This is a genomic window from Micromonospora craniellae, assembly GCF_014764405.1.
GTDB lineage: Bacteria > Actinomycetota > Actinomycetes > Mycobacteriales > Micromonosporaceae > Micromonospora > Micromonospora craniellae.
On sequence record NZ_CP061725.1, the window covers coordinates 6,413,187 to 6,431,363 of the forward strand.

Consider the following 18,177-nt stretch of genomic DNA (forward strand, 5'->3'; position numbering starts at 1 on the left):
GAGAGGAGACGACGATGAGGATCAGAAGGACCCTGGCCACACTGGTCCGCACCGCCTGGCGCGGGTGCCTGGCCGCGACCCGGTGACCTCTCAGTCGAGGATGCCCTCGTGCAGGGCGCGCAGCACCGCGTTCGTCCGGTCCCGCGCGCCGAGCTTGGTGAGGATGGTGGAGATGTGGTTCTTCACGGTCCCCTCCGCCAGGAACAGCACCTCGGCGATCTCCCGGTTGCTGTAGCCCTGTGCGACGAGCCGCAGCACCTCCTGCTCGCGTTCGGTGAGGCCGGGCACGTGCCCCCCGGGCGGCCCGACCGGTGACGGCCCGGAGCGGATCGCCCGCAGCATCCGGTCGGTGATCGACGGGGCGATCAGCGTCCCGCCGTCGGCGAGCGTCCGAATGGCCCGGGTGAGCTGGTCCAGCGTCACGTCCTTGAGCAGATAGCCGCGGGCGCCCGCGCGGAGAGCCGCCAGCACCAGTTCGTCGTCGTCGAACGTGGTCAGCACCAGCACCGGGATATCGACGTCGGCGGCGCGGAGCCGTTCGAGCGTCCAGATGCCGTCGAAGCGGGGCATCCGCAGGTCGAGCAGGATCACGTCCGGCGTGGTCTCGGCGACGACCGCCAGCGCGGCCCGACCGTCGTCGGCCTCGCCGACCACGTCGATGTCGGCGACCTCCAGCAGCCCCCGGATGCCCTGCCGGATGAGCGTCTGGTCGTCGACGACCACCACCCGGGTCATGCGGCCGGCACCCGTGCGGTCACCCGGAACCCGGTCCGCCCGTCGACGGCCAGGTCGCCACCGAGTGCCTGGAAGCGTTCGCGCAGCCCCCGTAGTCCGTTGCCGAGCACCAGGTTCGGCGCACCGCGTCCGTCGTCGCGGGCCTCCAGCACGGTGCCGCGGGTGTCGGCGGTCACCGAGATCCACAACTCCCGCGCCCCGGCGTGCCGGATGGTGTTCGTGACGATCTCCTGGGTGGCCCGCACGAACGCCGCGCTCTCCTCCTCGTCCACCCGTACGGCCGGCGAGACGTCCACCGACACGTCGAGTCCCGGCAGGTCGCGCGCCATCCGCCGTAACGCTCGCTCCAGGTCGGGCGGCTCGGTGCGCAGCCGCCCGACCGTGGTGCGTACGTCGCCGAGCAGCTCGCGGGCGACCCGGTTGGCCCGCTCCACGTGGGTACGCGACGCCTCGCCGTCGAGGTGCCGGGCCGTCTCCAGCTCCAGCGTCAGGACGGTCAACTGGTGACCGATCTGGTCGTGCAGCTCCCGCGAGATCCGCAGGCGTTCGGCCGTCCGGGCGGACTCGGACAGCAGCACGCTCGCGGCCTGCAACTCCACGTGCGCCTCGGCCAACTCGCGGCGCATCCGCTGCTCACGCACCAGGGTGGTCGAACTGAGCATGCTGGCCAACTGGATGAGCAGGTAGAAGCCGATCACCACGACGGCCTCCGGCGACCGGAACGCGGCCGCCGGCAGACTCACGGCGATCACCACGGTGTTGAGGGCGACGATGGCCAGCCCCACCCGCAGTGGCACCAGGTACACGCTTACCGCTGCGGTGAACACCAGCAGCACCGGCAGCAGCCCCGCGTTCGGCAACGCGAGAACCACCGCCCAGGACGCCAGCACGGCCACGGCGAACGCCCTGTTACACAGCGGACCGGCCCGCTCGACGGCGACAGCGGTGAGCAGCGCGGCGAGGTGGAGGACGAACAGCGCGATCCACAGGAGCCGGGGGACATCGGTGTCGACGGCCCCGAACAGGACGGGCGCAGCGACGGCGATCGCCACCACGAGCAGGGCGATGGCGGACCACTCCTCCGTTCCGACGCGTCGCACGCTCCCACTCTAGGTCGGCCCGCGCCGGGCGTACCCGTGCCGAAAGTCATGCCCCCAGGAGGTGACTTCTGGGACAGGTGACCAGGCCGGGGCGTCCGTAGCGTCGAGGCATGACCAATGCCGAACCGGCGATCCTCGCCGAGAACCTCGCCAAGAGTTACGGATCGACCCGGGCGGTGGCCGATGTGAGCCTCCGGGTCGACGTCGGGGAGGCGGTCGGCGTCCTCGGCACCAACGGCGCCGGGAAGACCACGGCGGTCGAGATGATCGCCGGGCTACGCGTACCCGAACGGGGGCGGGTACGCGTGCTCGGCCTCGATCCCCGGGCCGACCGGCGGCGCGTGCGGCAGGTGCTCGGTGTGCAGCTCCAGCACGCGCACCTGCACGGCGCGCTGCGGGTCACCGAACTGGTCGACCTGTACCGCAGCTTCTATCCCGACCCTCGCCCGACCGACGAGTTGCTGGACATGGTCGACCTGGCCGGACAGCGGAAGGCGTCGTTCGACAAGCTCTCCGGCGGCCAGCAGCAGCGGCTCTCGATCGCTCTCGCGCTGGCCGGACGCCCGCGCGTGGTGATCCTCGACGAGCTGACCACCGGCCTGGACCCGAAGGCCCGCCGCCGCATGTGGGCGACGATCGAGCAGCTCCGCTCCGAGGGGGTGAGCGTGCTGCTGGTCAGCCACGCCATGGAGGAGGTGGAGCGGCTGTGTGACCGGGTCGCCGTCCTCGACGCCGGCCGCGTCATCGCGCTGGGCACCCCTGCGGGCCTGGTCGAGCAGACCGGCACCGCCAACCTGGACGACGCGTTCGTCGCGCTCACCGGCAAGGAACTCGACCTGGAGGAAGCCGCATGACCACCATCGTCGCCCACCGACCGGGGATGCGCTCGCTGCTGACGTTGATCCGCTGCGAGGCGAAGATGGTCATGCGGGACACCCCCGGGCTGGTCGTCCCGCTGTGCCTTCCCCTGCTGATCATGCTGACCAGCGCCGGTTCGGCGAACGAGCAGGAAGTCTCGGGTGGGCTGACCGCGCTGGACCTGTTCGTCCTCCCGCTCGTGCTCACCATGGTCATCGCGCTCATCGGCATCATCAACATGCCGAGCTTCCTGGCCTACTACCGGCGCTCCGGCATCCTGCGCCGGCTCGGCGTGACGCCCGCCTCACCGGCCATGGTGCTGGCCGCGCAGGTGATCGTCAGCCTGCTCCAGGCGGTCGTCGGCATCGCCGCCGCCGTCGCGCTCGCCTTCCTGGTGTTCGGCGCGAACGCCCCGGTCGACGTCGGCGCGGCGCTCGGCGTGACGGCCCTGGCGATTGCCGCCATGTACAGCGCCGGCATGATCGTCGCGGCGGTCGCGCCCACCCCGAACTCCGCCGTCGCCATCGGCCTGGTCGCGTTCTTCCTCCTCGGTGCCCTCGGCGGGATGTTCGGCGGACCGGACTCGCTGCCGGGCCCGCTCGCCGACATCGGTCGCTGGCTGCCGTTCGGCGCCACCGTCGAAGCCCTCGGCGCCGCCTGGGAGGGCACGCCGGTCGGAGTCGGTCAACTGCTCGGCCTGGGCGTGACGGTCGTGCTCGGCGCGACGATCGCGGGCCTGCTGTTCCGCTGGGAGTGACCGGCATCGCCGCTCGCGGCGCTGCGGGCGGCTGACGTCACCGCCGTTTGCGGCGGGCCCTCGTCCGGGCCCGCCGCTGCGGTGGTGCCGGCGGCAGGACGAGCGTGCCGACCTCCGGCGCGGCGTCGGCCCGCACGGCCGGCGGACCGGCCGGGACACGGTCCGGCAGCCGCCGTTCCAGGTCGGTGATGATCGCCTGTACGCGGGCCAACTGCTCCCGCACCGACGGCTCGTCCTCGGCGTGACCGCCGGTCGGCCGACCGGCCCGCTGCGCGGCGACCTGCTCGTCCTGGTGCGCCTCCTGCAACGCGGTCAGCACCAGTCCGACCAGCAGATTGGTGAGCAGGTAGCAGGCGGCCACCATGTAGGAGACGTAGTAGAGCACCGCCCACTCGGTGACGTCGCGGCCCGCCTGGAGCGTGTCGGTGATGCCGTCCAGCGACAGCAGCAGGAACAGCGTGAGCATGGCCTGCCCGACCGTGCCGTACTCCTCCGGGTAGGCGGTGCCGAACAGCATCCATCCGAGCATCGCGTACCCGTACAGCAGCAGCGCGGTGACCAGCAGGAAACTGGCCAGACCGGGCAGGCTGCGCCGGATGCCGACCAGTATCACGCGCAGGCTCGGGAAGAGCCGGAACGCGCGCACGATCCGGGCCAGCCGCAGCAGCCGGAGCAGGGTCACGTTCTCCCGCACGCCGGGCAGCAGCGGCGCAGCCACGATCACCAGGTCGAACACGTTCCACCGGTCCCGGAAGAAGCCGCCGGGGGCCGGCGCGTGGGCCCCGAACCGTACCAGCAGTTCCAGCACGAACAGCGAGAGGCAGACGTACTCGACGGCCCGCAGCCCGGTGCCCACGGTCGCCACGACGTGCCCGTACGTCTCCAGGCCCAACGCCACCGCGTTGACGATGACCACGGCGAAGCTGGCCAGGTTGAACCAGGGCGCACCGACGACGGCCTGGCCGCGTACGGCGAGCCGATACAACGGACCACGGACAGTGCGCGTCATGCTACTCCTCGACCGGCTCACGACCGGACGGCAGCCTATGACATCCCGGGACAGGCCGGACGGCCGGACCGGCCACATAGGACGAGTGCCTGGTCACCACGGCGCGCCGCCCGGCACGGCCGCATGGCGGTGGAATCGGCCGCCATGTCCTTGCTGAACGTCCGCTTCGCCGGTGTCCGGGACATCCGCCGTCCCGCGCCGTGCGAGGCCGAGCAGTACCCCCAGTCGTTGCCCGTGCCCCGCACGATGAACGAACCGGTGCCCATCGACCCGGGGATGATGCCCAGGTCGCCACGTCCCGCCCGGATCGCGCCCTTGCCGTGGTGCACGTCCGGCATCACCGCGACACCTTGCACCCACGGCAAAGCACCGATGTTGCGCAACTGCCTCGCGGCCTGCGGCTCGATGCCGTACGGGTCGGTCCAGACCCGTACCGGCGCCCGCGTTCCCGCGAGCAGGCTGAATCCCATGACGTACCCCCGAAGTGTGTGGTGCTCATCGCCCGGCACGGCCCTGCCTCGGGCGACGCCGGGCAGGGGTGCGCGACCGGTGCGGTCCGGCACCGGTGCGACGAGAGGAGACCAGGTAGGTAGGACGAAGCCGCCCCGACCCGTGACGGGTGGGCGGCCTCGAAGAACGGGCGGGCGCGCTAGCTGCGGCGCTCCGATCGCCGAGGCGGGAGGCGGCGGGCGCTGGTCAGCGCCGCCGGGTCCCCGGGCCGACAGGGTTCGCCCCAGGTCGACCAACCGGCCTGCGGTCTGGCGTCTGTCGACACGGCGTACTCCTCTCGGCTCCGGTCCGATGTGACCTGATGCCGAGAAGAGTAGGGACGGCCGCCGGTGGGCCGCAAACGATATTGGGCGGCGCTCAGACGCGGGCGCCCTCGCCCTGGTCGCCGCCGACCCGGTCCAGGTGGGCGGCGAGTTCGTCGGTGAGCAGCAGATCGGTCCGGATGTCGTCGTGCGGGTACGCGGCCCGGCCGACCATGTGCGCCGCCACCGGCGCGGTGGCCAACTGGAAGACGCCGACCAGCACCAGGGTGGTGATGTCCACCCCGGTACGCAGCCGCAACGCGCAGCCGACCAGCACCAGCAGCAGCCCGAGGACCTGCGGCTTGGCCGCGGCGTGCATCCGGGTGAGCAGGTCGGGGAAGCGCACCAGCGCCACCCCGGCGGCGAGGCTGAGCAGCGCGCCGCTGATCAGGCAGACGGCGGCGACGATGTCGAGGATGGCGTCCAGACTCATTTGGTGTTTCTCCGCGCGGCGAATCGGGCGACGCTGACCGACCCCACGAAGCCGAGGACCGCGAGGACCACCAGCACCGGCAGGGCGGTGGCGTCCCGGCTGTAGGCGGCCTCGGCGGCGATCGCGGTGACGATGATGGCCAGCAGGACGTCGGTGGCCACGGCCCGGTCGAGGATCGACGGGCCCCGGATGATGCGGGCCAGGGTGAGTCCGCCCGCCACCGCGAGCAACACGGTGACGGTCACGGCGACGGCGGTCATGTCGCTGCCCCTTCCAGGTCGGCCGGTGGGGTCGGATCGGGATTGGCGCGGACGCGGCGCAGCTCGTCGGCGGAGCCGATGGCCTCGATGATGCGGGCCTCCAGCGCCAACACGTCGCGCCGGAACCGCTCCACCCCATCCAGGCTGCCCACGTTGATCACGTGGACGAACAGGGTGCCGGTGTCTCGGTCGGCCTCCAGGATCAGGCTCCCCGGCACCAGCGACAACGCCTCGGCGGTGAGGGTGAGGTTGAGGTCCGTGTTCACCCGGAGCGGCACCGCGATGATGGCGCTGCGCGGGACGTGGCCGGGCCGGAACGCCAGCCAGGCGATCTGGGCGGAGGCGACCACCAGGTCGCTGAGGAAACGCACCCAGAAGCGCAGCATCCCCACCGGGTGGAGCCGACCGGCGAAGGTCACCGGCGGCAGCGGGAAGACCGCGATGAGGATCGCGGCCACCACCAGTCCGCTGATGATGTTGGCTACGGTGAAGTGGCCCCAGAGGAGCACCCATACGGCGACCAGCACGGTCACCGCGACGACACGGTTACGCCATCGCGCCGCCCGGGTCAGTGGTGGGTTCGGCGGGTCGGTCGGCGGGGCTGGGGTCATCTGGTCGAGGCTCACGGCGTACCCCCTGGGAAGACGGCCTCGACGTAGGGTGTCCGCCGCAGCAGGTCGTCGGCGGCGTCGGTGCTGATGTCGAAGAGCGGACCGGCCACCACGGTCAACGCCAGCCCGAGCGCCACCAGCGCCACGGTCGGCGCGATCATCAGGCCGGGCAACACGGCGCCGCTCTGGCCGGCGGTGCTCACCTGCGGCTGGACCGCCCCCTCGGTGCGGGACGCCCGGTCGGAGTCACCGGAGTCCGGCATGTCCGGGTGCGGCGCCCGCCAGAACGCGAGGTTCCACACCCGGGCCACCGCGTACAGGGTGAGCAGGCTGGTGACCAGGCCACCGGCGACCAGGATCCAGGCCAGCACGCCACCGTCGGCGATACCTGCCTGGACCAGGCCGACCTTGCCGAGGAACCCGGAGAACGGTGGGATGCCGGCGAGGTTCAACGCGGGCACGAAGAAGAGGATGGCCAACACCGGCGACAGCCGTGCCAGGCCGCCGAGGCGGTCCATGGCGGTGCTGCCGCCGCGGCGTTCGACGAGGCCGGCGGCGAGGAACAGGGTCGTCTGGATGGTGATGTGGTGCACCACGTAGAAGATCGCCGCAGACAGGCCCAGCGACGAGGTGAGCCCGACGCCGAACAGCATGTACCCGATGTGGCTGATCAGGGTGAACGACAACAACCGCTTGATGTCGGACTGGGCCACCGCACCGAGGATGCCGACCAGCATGGTCAACACGGCTACCACCAGGAGCAGGGTTGCCGTCCGGCCACCGGGGAACAGCAGCGTCTCGGTCCGGATGATCGCATACACACCGACCTTGGTGAGCAGGCCAGCGAAGACCGCGGTGACCGGGGCCGGCGCGGTGGGATAGCTGTCCGGCAACCAGGCCGACAACGGGAACACCGCCGCCTTGATGCCGAAGGCGAGTAGCAGCATGCCCTGCAACACCAGCCGCATATCGTCGGGCAGGGCGTCCAGCCGGTCGACGAGCTGGGCCAGGTTGAGCGTACCCGTCGCGGAGTACACCAGGCCGATGGCGACCAGGAAGATCACCGAGGAGAGCAGGCTGACCACGACGTACGTGGTGCCGGCCCGGATCCGGGTCTCGGTGCTGCCCAGCGTCAGCAGCACGTAGCTGGCGACCAGCAGGATCTCGAAACCGACGTAGAGGTTGAACAGATCGCCGGAGAGGAACGCGTTGCACACGCCGGCGGTCAGCACCAGATAGGTGGGGTGGTAGACCGACAGCGGCGTCTCCTCGTTGCCGTCGGCCATGCCCTGCCCGATGGAGTAGACCAGCACGCAGAGGGTGACCGACGCGGAGACCACCAGCATGAGCGCGGCGAGCTGGTCAGCGACCAGCACGATGCCCAGCGGGGCCACCCAGCCGCCCACCTCCACCACGAGCGGACCGTCGATGCTGGACCGCACCAGCAGCATCGCGGCGACCGCGACGGTGGCGGTGAGCACGGTGAGGCTGACCCACCGCTGGGCGCGCGGACGGCCGAGCAGCAACAACGTCAGTGCCGCGCCGAGCAGTGGCATCACCACCGGCAGCGGAACGAGGTAGGTCATCCGGCCCTCCCCGTGTCGACCGCGGCGGTTCGAGACCGCTCTGTCTCGGTCTTCGCGTCGTCATCGTCATCGTCGTCGCCGGTGCCCGCGTCCGCGTCACCCGGACCCTCGTCGCGTTCCGCGAGATCCATGATCCGGCGGTCCTCGACGTCGTCCTGCACCTCGTCGTGCCCGTTGAGGTGCCAGCTCCGGTAGGCCAGGGCGAGCAGGAAGGCGGTCATGCCCAGGGTGATCACGATGGCGGTGAGGATCATCGCCTGAGGCAGCGGATCACTCATCTCCTCCTGCGGCCCGACGCCGACGATCGGCGCGGTGCCGGAGCGGCCGCCGGTGAGCAGCAGCATGTTGGCACCGTTGCCGAGCAGGATGACGCCCATCAGGACCCGGGTCAGGCTGCGCTCCAGCAGCAACGTCACGCCTGCGGCGACGAGGACGCCCACCACGATGACGTAGGTGAGGTTGGGTGTCACACCAGCTCCTTCTCGCGGATCTCGGCGTCCTCGGTCTCGTGTTGGCGGTCCATCTCGGCGCCCAGGCTGCGCAGGATGTCCAGCACCAGCCCGACGACGATCAGGAAGACGCCGACGTCGAAGAAGGCCGAGGTGACGAAGTGGATGTGCCCCAGCACCGGCAGGTGGAAGTCGAGCAGGGCGCTCTGGAGGAACTCCCCACCGAACAGCATCGCGGCCACGCCCGTGCCGACCGCGACGAAGAGTCCGGCACCGAGGACCGCGCCGGCGTCGACCGGTGCCGCGCCGTTGAGCTCGGTACGCCCACCGGCCAGGTAGCGCACGGCCAGGGCGAGGCCGGCGACCAGACCGGCGGCGAAACCACCGCCCGGGGCGTTGTGGCCACTGAACAGCAGGTAGATGGAGAACAACAGCATGGCGTGGAACAGCAGTCGGGTGACCACCTGGAGGATGACCGACTGGGAACGCGCGGTGGCGCCGGTGGTCAGCCAGCGGGGCCGGGCCGACTCGGTCGGGCTCCCGCCGGGGATCTGGCCACGCCGGTCGAGGTCACGGGCGTGGCGGAAGATCAGGCTGGCCACACCGGTGGCGGCCACCACCAGCACCGCGATCTCGCCCATGGTGTCCCAGGCCCGGATGTCGACCAGGGCCACGTTGACCACGTTCTTGCCGCCGCCGTAGGAGACCGCCTCGTCGGGGAAGTCCACCGAGATGGGGATGGCCTGGCGGGCGCCGGTCGCGACGTACACCATGCCGGCGGTGACCGCTCCGACCGCGATGCCGATGGCGACGCGTCCCCGACGGCTGGACCGGATCGGCCGTTCCGAGAACTTCACCGGCAGACGACGCAGCACCAGCACGAACATCACGATCGTGACGGTCTCCACCAGGAACTGGGTCAACGCCAGGTCCGGGGCACCGTGCAGGACGAACAGCAGCGCGATGCCGTAGCCGGCGACGCCGACAAGGATCATCGCGGTGAGCCGGCGCAGCGCGCGGGCGGCCATCACGGCGGCGATCACGACGACCGCGGCGGCGACCCCCTGCAACGGCGTGTCCCACAGGTGGAAACGCTGCGGCCAGGGGCCGCCCGCGATCAGCGCTCCACCGGGCAGCACGACCAGCACCACCAGGATGACGCCGAGGTAGAACGGCAGCGAACCACGCTGGGTGGCACCGGTCAGTTCGACGGCCAGGCGGTCGATGCCGCCGATGGCCTTCTTGTAGAAGGTGGCGCCGTCGAACGGCAGTCGCAGCGTCGCCCGGACCCGTTCGCGCCGCATCAGGTGGAACAGGCCGGCACCGGCGGCGATCGCCAGCACCGACAGGCCCAGCGCCGGTGTCAGGCCGTGCCAGAGCGCCAGGTGGTAGCCCGGTTCGGCGGTGCGGTAGAGGTCGGCGTACGGGGCGAGCACACGGTCCACGGCCGGGGCGAACAGACCCGCGGTGACACCCGCGACCGCCAGCACCGCGGCCGGGGCGAGCAGCGACCAGGACACCGGCGTGGACTCGGTGGTCGGGGTGTCCGGCTTGTCGGCGAAGGCGCCCCACATGAACCGCAGGGTGTACGCCACGGTCAGCACCGAGCCGAGGATCACCCCGGCGAGGACGACCAGGTTCGCGGTGCCGCCGTGCAGCAGCGACTCGACCGCCGCCTCCTTGGCCACGAACCCGGCCATCGGCGGCAGGCCGGCCATCGACGCGGCCGCGAGACCGGCCACCACGGCCAGGGCGGGTGCCCGACGCCGGAGCCCGCTGAGTTCGCGCAGGTCACGGGTGCCGGTGACGTGGTCGACCACCCCGACGGTGAGGAACAGGGTCGCTTTGAACAGGGCGTGCGCCAGCACCATCGCCACCCCGGCCAGCGCGGTGTCCCGGGTGCCGCCACCGAGGACCACCATCAACAGGCCGAGCTGGCTGACCGTGCCGTAGGCCAGCAGCAGCTTGAGGTCGACCTGGCGCAACGCGGCCCAGCCGCCGAAGAACATGGTGAGCAGACCGGCCACCAGGAGCACCGGGCGCCACGGTCCGGCCTCGGCGACCGCCGGGCCCATCAGGGCGACCAGGAACACGCCGGCCTTGACCATCGCCGCGGCGTGCAGGTAGGCGCTGACCGGTGTGGGAGCCGCCATCGCGCCGGGCAACCAGAAGCTGAACGGGAAGATCGCCGACTTGCTCAGCGCGCCCAGCAGGACCAGCACCATCGCCACCGCGAGGTAGCCGCCGCCTGGCAGGTTCTCGGCGATCTCGGACCACCGGTAGGTGCCGGCGTGCTGGCCGAGCATGACGAAACCGGCGAGCATCGCCAGACCGCCCAGCGTCGTCACCAGCAGGGCCTGCATGGCCGCCCGTCGGCTGGCCCGCTTCGCCGGGTCGTAGCCGATCAGCAGGTAGGAGAAGACCGTGGTCAGCTCCCAGAACACGTAGAGCAGCAGCAGGTCGTCCGAGACGACCAGGCCGAGCATCGCGCCGGCGAAGGCGACGAACACGGCGGCGAAGCGTCCCAGGCTGGGGTCGTCGGAGCGGAAGTAGCGGGCGCTGTACGCGAGGACGAACGCGCCGACCCCACCGACCAGTACCACCATCAGCCAGGACAGCGTGCCCATCCGTAGCGCGAGTTCCAGCCCCAACTGCGGCACCCAGGAGACGGTTTCCACCACCGGTTCACCGGAGCGGACCCCGCTCGTGTGAGCCAGCGCCCACACCAGCGTCGCGCCAGGCACCAGTGCCACCAGGTAGAGGGCGTGCCGTCCCCAGGTCCGCACCAGCGCCGGGGCGATCACGGCTGTCAGCGCATGGACCGCCACCAGTACCAGCACACACCCTCCCCAGAGATCATTCGTCGGTCTGACGACCCTATCCGGTAAGGACCGCAATCCGCATCTGCCGTGATCCGGATCAAAGGTGTGTCACCCTGACAGACCGCCCCGCCTCGTGTGCGAGTTCACGTGCGGTTCACATCCGGACCCACGCTCGAAACCCGCCGCTCACCAGGCAATCCGATCACACCTTAACGGATGTTCAGTCTCGTCCCGCACGTCGGAGTCGTCCGTCGTCGCGGTCGATACGAAGTTCTCGTTCCAGCTCGTCGATGAGGGTGCGCAGATCGTCCAGCCGTCGGCTGATCCCGATCCGAAGACAGGAGGTGCGGGACCGGCGAGGCCGGCCACCGTGCGTCACGAAGACATCGACGTACGGCAGTCATGGCCCACAGCGTACGGGACGTCGGGACGAGGACGGTCATGCCTTCGCGGGGCGCGATGTCGTACCGGCGTGCCCCGGCCGGCACGACATCGCCCCCCCCCCTGGACGACCGCCCTCATGAAACAGGTCTCAGGCCACGGGAACCCGGTCCAGGAACCCCAGTACCTGGGTCAATCGGCCGTCGTCGTCGACGGTCGCCACGTCGAAACCGGCGATCGGCGCCTAGACGCCCTCAGGACCGAGTTCCCATGCGAAGCGGACCTGCTGGTGGTGGCCGTCGACCGGACCGACCGCGCGGAACGTCATCCCCGGGAACCGGTCCTGCACCGCGGCGATCGTCGCGTCGACGGCCTCCCGCCCTCTGGGCGACCACCAACGGGTCGACGTAGCGCCCCTCGACGGCGAACACGTCGTCGATCTCCCGGCGACGCCGCGCCGGGTCGGTCTCGTTCCAGATCGCCAGGTACCGCTCGACCAACGTGTCGAACTCGACAGCCATCGACGTCTCCTCGTCGCCACAACTGGCCCCGGTCCGCGCCGCCGTGCGGCGGATCCTCGACGGGCACCACCCGTACCCGGCCGTGCTCGTCGACCGGCACTGGCAGCTCCTCGAGGCCAACCCCACGGTCGCCCTGTTCACCGCCGACGCCCACCCCGACCTGCTCGTCCCACCGGTCAACGTGCTGCGGCTCAGCCTGCATCCGGACGGCATGGCACCGCGCATCGCCAACCTGGCGCAGTGGCGCACTCACCTGCTCAAACGGCTGCGTCACCAGGCCCAGGCGACCAGCGATCCGGTGCTGTCCGCGCTGCATGACGAGCTTTGCGGCTACCCCGGCGGCGACGGTCCCGCCGAGCCGGTCGGTGACCTCGCCTCGCGGGTCGCCGTCCCGCTGCGGTTCCGGCACGGCGACGGCGAGCTGTCGAAGTAGGTGTCCGGCCAGGGCTCGTCCCGGTAGCGGAAGTGCCACCACTCCCGGTCGTAGCCGACGAACCCGCCGTCGGTCATCAACTGCCGCACCAGCCGCCGGTTCTCCCGCGCGGTGGCGCCGACACCACCACGCCAAGGCCGATCGCCCACCGGCCGAGCCTGCGCCGGGGGCGCTGCTGACGGGTGCCGACCAGTCCGGCCGGAGCAGGTCAAAGGTCCGGACGACCACGGTGGGCTGCCCGACCGCGGCGGGCGACGAGTGCGCCGCCCAGCAGGGTCAGGCCGGCGGCGAGCACGGTCAGCGAGGCCCACCGGAGCGGGGCGGCGAGGGTACGTCGGCCGGACTCGCCGGCCGCCCCGCCGGGCAGCGCCTGCGGTGGCACGGGGGCCGACGGTACGGCGGACGTCGCGGTGCCGGGGCTCACCAGCACCCCGACGGAGGCGTCCCGGGGCAGCGCGAAACCCCAGTCGAGCAGCGCGGCCCCCTGCTCCCAGCCCCGCTTGTCGACGACGTCCGCGCCGAGCAGCGTGACCACCAGCCGACGCCCGCCCCGCTCGGCCGCGCCCACGTAGGTGTGCCGGGCCAGGTCCGTGTAGCCGGTCTTGCCGCCCAGCGCCCCGGGGTAGTGGTAGAGTAGCTGGTTGTCGTTGTCGATGGTGAAGCCCTTCGCGCCCTGCCTCGGCTGGGGCGGGATGGTCGCCTCCCGGGTGGCCGCGTACCGGCGGAAGTGCGCGTCGGCGAAACAGGCCCGGGCGATCAGCGCCAGGTCGTACGCGCTGGTGAACTGCCCCGGACCGTCCAAACCCGACGGGGTCGCCGCGTGCGTCTGGTACGCGCCGAGCTGCCGGGCCTGCTCGTTCATCGCGCGCAGCCCGCCCGTCATGCCGTCCGCTCCGCCACCGGCCCGGGCCAGCGCGTTCGCCACCTCGTTGCCGGAGCGCAGCAGCAGGCCCAGCCAGAGCGTCTCCACCCGGTACCGGCCGCCCTTCACCAGCCCGACGGCCGAACTGCCCGGTTCGATGTCGAGGTCGCCGTCGGTGACGGTGACCATGTCGGACGGGTCCAGTCGGGGCAGCATGGTCGCGGCCAGCAGCAGCTTCTGCACGCTGGCCGGAGTGGCGTACTCGTGCGGACCGCAGCCGCCCAGCACCGCGCCGGTGTCCAGGTCGGCCACCAGCCACGAGGTGGCGGCCACCTTCGGCGGCGCGGGCGCCCCCGACGCGACGACCAGCCCCTGGGTGGCCAGCCGCGCGCCGCCCACCGCCCGCTGCACCGGGTCCGGTGACGGCGTGACCGGCTGCGACGGCCCGGGAGCCGGCGGCGCCGGACGCGGGCACGGGATCGGTGCCGCCACGGCGGCGATCGGCGGCAGCGGCGCCGTCATGAGTACCGCAGCCGCCGCGACGGCCAGAGCTCGTACTCTCACATTCAGCGACACTATCGGGTAATTACCGACTGGTCCGGCAAATCGACCATCGGGCACGCCCTCGGCGCGCACGGCGACGCGTCTTTCAGGCTGAACAGCACGCTCGGAAGGGCCCGCGGACACGGCGACCCGGAGCCGCGCCGGCAGAAGCCCGGGTGGTGGCGGGTCGGCGGGTCAGTCGCGTGGGCGGCCCGAGGCGCGGGCCCGGCGGGCGGCGACCACCGCGATCGCGATCACGACCGCGCCGACAGCCAGCGCCACGACCGTGCCCGCGCCCGGGCGGTCGTCGACGGTGGCCGAGGTGGCGCTGCTCACCGGGGGCGCCTCGGCCGGCTCGGGCACCGCCGGCGACGGCGTGGCCGGCGACCTCACGGCATCCCACTCCCCCGGCTCCACCAGCCGCCCCACGCCCGCTTCCCGGGGCAGACGGAAGCCCCAGTCGAGCAACGCGGCACCCTGCTCCCAGCCGCGCTGCGGTCGAGGCTCCGCACCGAGCAGCGTGACCACCAACCGGCGGCCGTCCCGTTCGGCGGCACCCACATAGGTGTGCCGGGCGTAGTCGGTGAAGCCGGTCTTGCCGCCCAACGCGCCCGGGTAGCGGTAGATGAGCTGGTTCTCGTTCTGGATCTGGAAACCCTTGCCGCCCAGCCCACGCTGGGCCGGGATGCGGGTGCGTTCGGTGAGCGCGTACCGGCGGAACGTCGGGTCGGCGAAGCAGGCCCGGGCGATCAGCGCCAGATCGTACGCGCTGGTGAACTGCCCCGGACCGTCCAACCCCGACGCCGTGACCGCGTGGGTCTGCAACGCGCCGAGATGGCGGGCGTACTCGTTCATCGCCCGCACCCCGCCCGCCGCACCGTCCGGGCCGCCGCCGAGGCGGGCCAGTGCGTTGGCGGCCTCGTTGCCGGACTGCAACAACAGCCCCAGCCAGAGCGTCTCCACCCGGTACCGGCCGCCGGGCAGCAGCCCGACCGCCGAGGAGCCAGGCGCGATGTCCAGGTCCTCCCGGGTCACGCTGATCGTCTGCTGCGGATCGAGCCGGGGCAGCATCGTCGCGGCCAGCAACAGCTTCTGCACGCTGGCCGGGGTGGCGTACTCGTGCGGACCGCAGCCGCCCAGCACCGCGCCGGTATCCAGGTCGGCCACCAGCCACGAGGTCGCAGTCACCTTCGGCGGGGCCGGTACACCCTGCGGCACGACGAGGCCCGGTGTCGCCAGCAGTTCCCCGCCGACCGCCAGATGCTCTGGATCCGACGGCGGCGGAGTCGGTCGTGGCGAGCGGTTCACCTCCGGTGCGACCGCCTTCGGGCAGGGCACGGCAGCCGGTCCCGGAACTGGCGTGGCAGCCGGGAGGGGCGGGGTCGACGGGGACGCGCCCACAGCACGCTCGGTGACCGCAGCCGCACCGGGAGTCGCGGGAGCCGCCACGATCGCGAGGACGGCGACGCTGACGGAGAAGGCCCGAACTCTCATGAAGACGCAGACTAACGGCACGATCGGCGGGAGCAGCCGATCGGTCGCACCGCCGACTCGACCCGAGCTCGCCGATCTTCCACACGCACCGGTTGAACCGATCCCGTACGCCCCCCGTATCCACAGCCGAACACACCACAACGTTCGGACCTGCGACGGGAGCGCTCCCGAAGCTCGCCCGACGGTCATCCCGGGAATGGTGCACGGCACGCGGACCGGCCGCCGCTGCCGCACCACCCGGGCTTTCCACGGCGCTCCAGCCGGCAACCGCCGACCCGCGTCGGCCCGCCCCGGCGGTCATTCATGAGGAGAGATGCATGGTCAGGCGTACCCAGAATCAGCGGAAGCAGGCCGCCCTGAAGGTCGGCGGGGTCGGCATCCTCGCGGTCGCGCTGCTCGGCGCGGGCTTGACGCTGGCCTCCGCCGACGACAGCGCCGGGCCGCAGACGGCGAACTGCCCGACGGTCCGGGACAAGCTCTCCGGTGTGCCGGCCGCCGCCGTCAACGGGGTCGAACAGGAACTGGCCAACCTCGACAAGCAGATCGAGGAGGCCAACGCCCGCCTCGCCGCACAAGCCGCCAACCCCCAGGGTGGCGCCAACTTCATCCAGAACGCCATCCTCGGCCCGCTGGCCAGCAAGCGCACCGCCGCCCTCGACCGCATCGGCATCAACATCAACCGGGCCGGCGGACAACGCCCGAACCTCGCCAGCCTCGCCACCTGCGGCCTGAACGCCCCGGGCGCCCCCAGCGCGCTCAACGGCGGCGCGGGCAACGGCGACATCGGGGCCGGGAACGCCAACAACGGCGGCAACAACGGCAACGCCGGAGCCGGTGCGGCGCAGACGGCGAACTGCCCGACGGTCCGGGACAAGCTCTCCGGCGTACCCGCTGCCGCCGTCAACGGGGTCGAACAGGAACTGGCCAACCTCGACAAGCAGATCGAGGAGGCCAACGCCCGCCTCGCCGCACAAGCCGCCAACCCCCAGGGTGGCGCCAACTTCATCCAGAACGCCATCCTCGGCCCGCTGGCCAGCAAGCGCACCGCCGCCCTCGACCGCATCGGCATCAACATCAACCGGGCCGGCGGACAACGCCCGAACCTCGCCAGCCTCGCCACCTGCGGCCTGAACGCCCCGGGCGCCCCCAGCGCGCTCAACGGCGGCGCGGGCAACGGCAACGCGGGCAACGGCGGGAACAACGGGAACGCCGGGGCCGGCGTGGCGCAGCGGGTGAACTGCCCGAGCGTCGCCGACCGACTGCCGACCGTACCCGCTCAGGCCGCTGCCGAGGTGCAGCGTGAGCTGGCCAACCTGGACAACCAGATCGCGGACGCCAACGCCCGTCTCGCCCAGCTCGCGGTACGCCCGGAGGGTGGACCGAACTTCGTTCAGAACACCGTCGTCGGCCCGCTGAAGGACCGGCGTGTCGCCGCCCTGAATCGGATCGCCACCGCGATCGGCCGGGTCGACGGCAACCGGCCCGCCGAACTGGTGAACCTGGCCCCCTGCTCGGTCAACTGACCTGGCGAGACCCACGGACGGTGGGCGACGGCTCCGACCGTCGCCCACCGTCCGTTTGTGCGGCACCGACCGCGACAGTTTGATCGACCACCTCGACCTGCTGGTGCTGCGCTGAGCTTTCCGGCGGGCGGGTCAGGCCCGGCCGAGGTGCCGGAGGTAGGCGTGCAGCGCGGCGGAGCCGGCCAGCCGACGCAGGCCGCGTCGGTGCAGGTCCTGCTCCCGCCGGGCGAGTTCCGCGCGGACCCGCTGCGGGCTGCCGGTGCTCCTCAGCTCGTCGAGCACCGCCGTGATGATCTCGAACGGGTAGGCGCCCCGGCGCAGCAGCGCCACCACCTGGGCCGCGCGCAGCTCGGCCTCGTCGTAGTGCCGGTAACCGGTGCCCGGTTCGCGCGTCGGCCGGAGCAGGCCACGCGTCTCCCAGAGCCGTAGCTGCGAGGTGCGGACCCCGACCAGGTCGGCGACCGCGCCGACCCGGGCGCTCCGGCGGGGTACCGCGACCGGCGAAACAGGGCTGGTCACCACCGTCTCGAAGGCGCCGAGCACCCGACGGATCTCGGCGCGTTCCCGGTCCAGTTCGGCGTGCCCGGCGTCCAGCGCGGCCAGCGCCGCCGGCAGGTCACCCGCGTGCACCGCCGCCATGATCTCGCGGGTACGCCCCCAGCCGTGCCCGTCGGCCACCGCCCGGGCCACGGTCAGGGCCCGCTCGTGCGCCGGGGTGAAGATCCGGTAGCCGCTCGGCGTGCGCTCCACGGGCGGCAGCACCCCGAGGTCGACGTAGTTGCGCACCTGCTGCACGGAGATGCCGACCGTCGCGGCGAGGTCGACCGCGCGCAGCCGCCCGGTCCCTCGCCGTCCCGCCACGGGTTCACACTAGCGCCTCGGCAGCGTTTGAGACTTTCGGGCATGTTTCCCCTCAACGAGCAGAGGGTGATCGACAGAAGTCTCCACGACATGGTCAATGAGACACTTGAAGCTGGCCAGGCCATCC

The 18,177-nt window shown here is 71.9% G+C and carries 16 protein-coding genes and 1 pseudogene; 4 read left to right on the top strand and 13 right to left on the bottom strand.

The genetic code is table 11. The features are described from left to right. Window positions 1-90: 90 nt before the first annotated feature. Both ID554_RS29205 and ID554_RS29210 read right to left on the bottom strand, forming a co-directional pair. A complete protein-coding gene (locus ID554_RS29205) occupies window positions 91-735 on the bottom strand; it encodes a response regulator (protein ID WP_117227690.1) in 645 nt (214 codons plus the stop codon). Further along, a complete protein-coding gene (locus ID554_RS29210; protein ID WP_117227691.1) occupies window positions 732-1,835 on the bottom strand; it encodes a sensor histidine kinase in 1,104 nt (367 codons plus the stop codon). Before ID554_RS29210 ends, ID554_RS29205 begins: the two co-directional genes overlap by 4 nt. A 110-nt stretch (window positions 1,836-1,945) precedes the next feature. Between ID554_RS29210 and ID554_RS29215 the strand changes: the two genes are divergently transcribed. Then, on the top strand, window positions 1,946-2,689 hold the full coding sequence (locus ID554_RS29215; protein WP_117227692.1) for an ABC transporter ATP-binding protein: 744 nt from the start codon (window positions 1,946-1,948) through the stop codon (window positions 2,687-2,689). Then, a complete protein-coding gene (locus tag ID554_RS29220; RefSeq protein WP_117227693.1) occupies window positions 2,686-3,450 on the top strand; it encodes an ABC transporter permease in 765 nt (254 codons plus the stop codon). The genes ID554_RS29215 and ID554_RS29220 overlap by 4 nt, the downstream gene beginning before the upstream one ends. A gap of 37 nt (window positions 3,451-3,487) precedes the next feature. Here ID554_RS29220 and ID554_RS29225 read toward each other — a convergent pair whose 3' ends face one another. From ID554_RS29225 to ID554_RS29265, 8 genes and pseudogenes are all read right to left on the bottom strand, one after another. After that, window positions 3,488-4,459, bottom strand: a complete 972-nt coding sequence (locus ID554_RS29225) for an ion transporter (protein ID WP_117227694.1) — start codon at window positions 4,457-4,459, stop codon at window positions 3,488-3,490. Window positions 4,460-4,569: 110 nt separating this feature from the next. Further along, window positions 4,570-4,776 (bottom strand): annotated as a pseudogene (locus ID554_RS32610) (RtcB family protein); the annotation flags it as partial. Between the two features lie 550 nt (window positions 4,777-5,326). Beyond that, the gene (mnhG, locus tag ID554_RS29240) at window positions 5,327-5,704 is read right to left on the bottom strand and encodes a monovalent cation/H(+) antiporter subunit G (protein WP_117227695.1); all 378 of its coding nucleotides are present in this window, start codon (window positions 5,702-5,704) and stop codon (window positions 5,327-5,329) included. Beyond that, entirely contained in the window at window positions 5,701-5,964 is a 264-nt protein-coding gene (locus ID554_RS29245; RefSeq protein ID WP_117227696.1) for a monovalent cation/H+ antiporter complex subunit F, read from the bottom strand. The genes mnhG and ID554_RS29245 overlap by 4 nt, the downstream gene beginning before the upstream one ends. Next, complete coding sequence (locus tag ID554_RS29250) at window positions 5,961-6,575, bottom strand: Na+/H+ antiporter subunit E (RefSeq protein ID WP_117227751.1); 615 nt, start codon at window positions 6,573-6,575, stop codon at window positions 5,961-5,963. Before ID554_RS29250 ends, ID554_RS29245 begins: the two co-directional genes overlap by 4 nt. A gap of 11 nt (window positions 6,576-6,586) precedes the next feature. Continuing rightward, window positions 6,587-8,161 carry a Na+/H+ antiporter subunit D gene (locus ID554_RS29255; RefSeq protein WP_117227697.1) on the bottom strand — a complete coding sequence of 525 codons (1,575 nt, stop codon included), beginning with the start codon at window positions 8,159-8,161 and terminating at the stop codon, window positions 6,587-6,589. After that, window positions 8,158-8,631, bottom strand: a complete 474-nt coding sequence (locus tag ID554_RS29260; protein ID WP_117227698.1) for a Na(+)/H(+) antiporter subunit C — start codon at window positions 8,629-8,631, stop codon at window positions 8,158-8,160. The genes ID554_RS29255 and ID554_RS29260 overlap by 4 nt, the downstream gene beginning before the upstream one ends. After that, on the bottom strand, window positions 8,628-11,450 hold the full coding sequence (locus ID554_RS29265) for a Na+/H+ antiporter subunit A (RefSeq protein ID WP_117227699.1): 2,823 nt from the start codon (window positions 11,448-11,450) through the stop codon (window positions 8,628-8,630). Before ID554_RS29265 ends, ID554_RS29260 begins: the two co-directional genes overlap by 4 nt. A gap of 864 nt (window positions 11,451-12,314) precedes the next feature. Here ID554_RS29265 and ID554_RS29275 point away from each other — a divergent pair. After that, window positions 12,315-12,767 carry an MmyB family transcriptional regulator gene (locus tag ID554_RS29275; protein WP_223884328.1) on the top strand — a complete coding sequence of 151 codons (453 nt, stop codon included), beginning with the start codon at window positions 12,315-12,317 and terminating at the stop codon, window positions 12,765-12,767. 208 nt (window positions 12,768-12,975) lie between these two features. On the opposite strand, the gene ID554_RS29285 is transcribed toward ID554_RS29275, so the two are convergent. Both ID554_RS29285 and ID554_RS29290 read right to left on the bottom strand, forming a co-directional pair. After that, window positions 12,976-14,193 (bottom strand): D-alanyl-D-alanine carboxypeptidase family protein, encoded by a 1,218-nt coding sequence (locus ID554_RS29285; protein WP_191088658.1) that lies wholly within the window; start codon window positions 14,191-14,193, stop codon window positions 12,976-12,978. 174 nt (window positions 14,194-14,367) lie between these two features. Further along, window positions 14,368-15,666: a D-alanyl-D-alanine carboxypeptidase family protein gene (locus ID554_RS29290; RefSeq protein ID WP_117227701.1), complete on the bottom strand. Its 1,299-nt coding sequence runs from the start codon at window positions 15,664-15,666 to the stop codon at window positions 14,368-14,370. Window positions 15,667-15,983: 317 nt separating this feature from the next. Between ID554_RS29290 and ID554_RS29295 the strand changes: the two genes are divergently transcribed. Beyond that, window positions 15,984-17,189, top strand: a complete 1,206-nt coding sequence (locus tag ID554_RS29295) for a hypothetical protein (protein WP_223884330.1) — start codon at window positions 15,984-15,986, stop codon at window positions 17,187-17,189. A gap of 132 nt (window positions 17,190-17,321) precedes the next feature. On the opposite strand, the gene ID554_RS29300 is transcribed toward ID554_RS29295, so the two are convergent. Continuing rightward, entirely contained in the window at window positions 17,322-18,050 is a 729-nt protein-coding gene (locus ID554_RS29300) for a MerR family transcriptional regulator (RefSeq protein ID WP_117227702.1), read from the bottom strand. Between the last annotated feature and the right edge of the window lie 127 nt (window positions 18,051-18,177).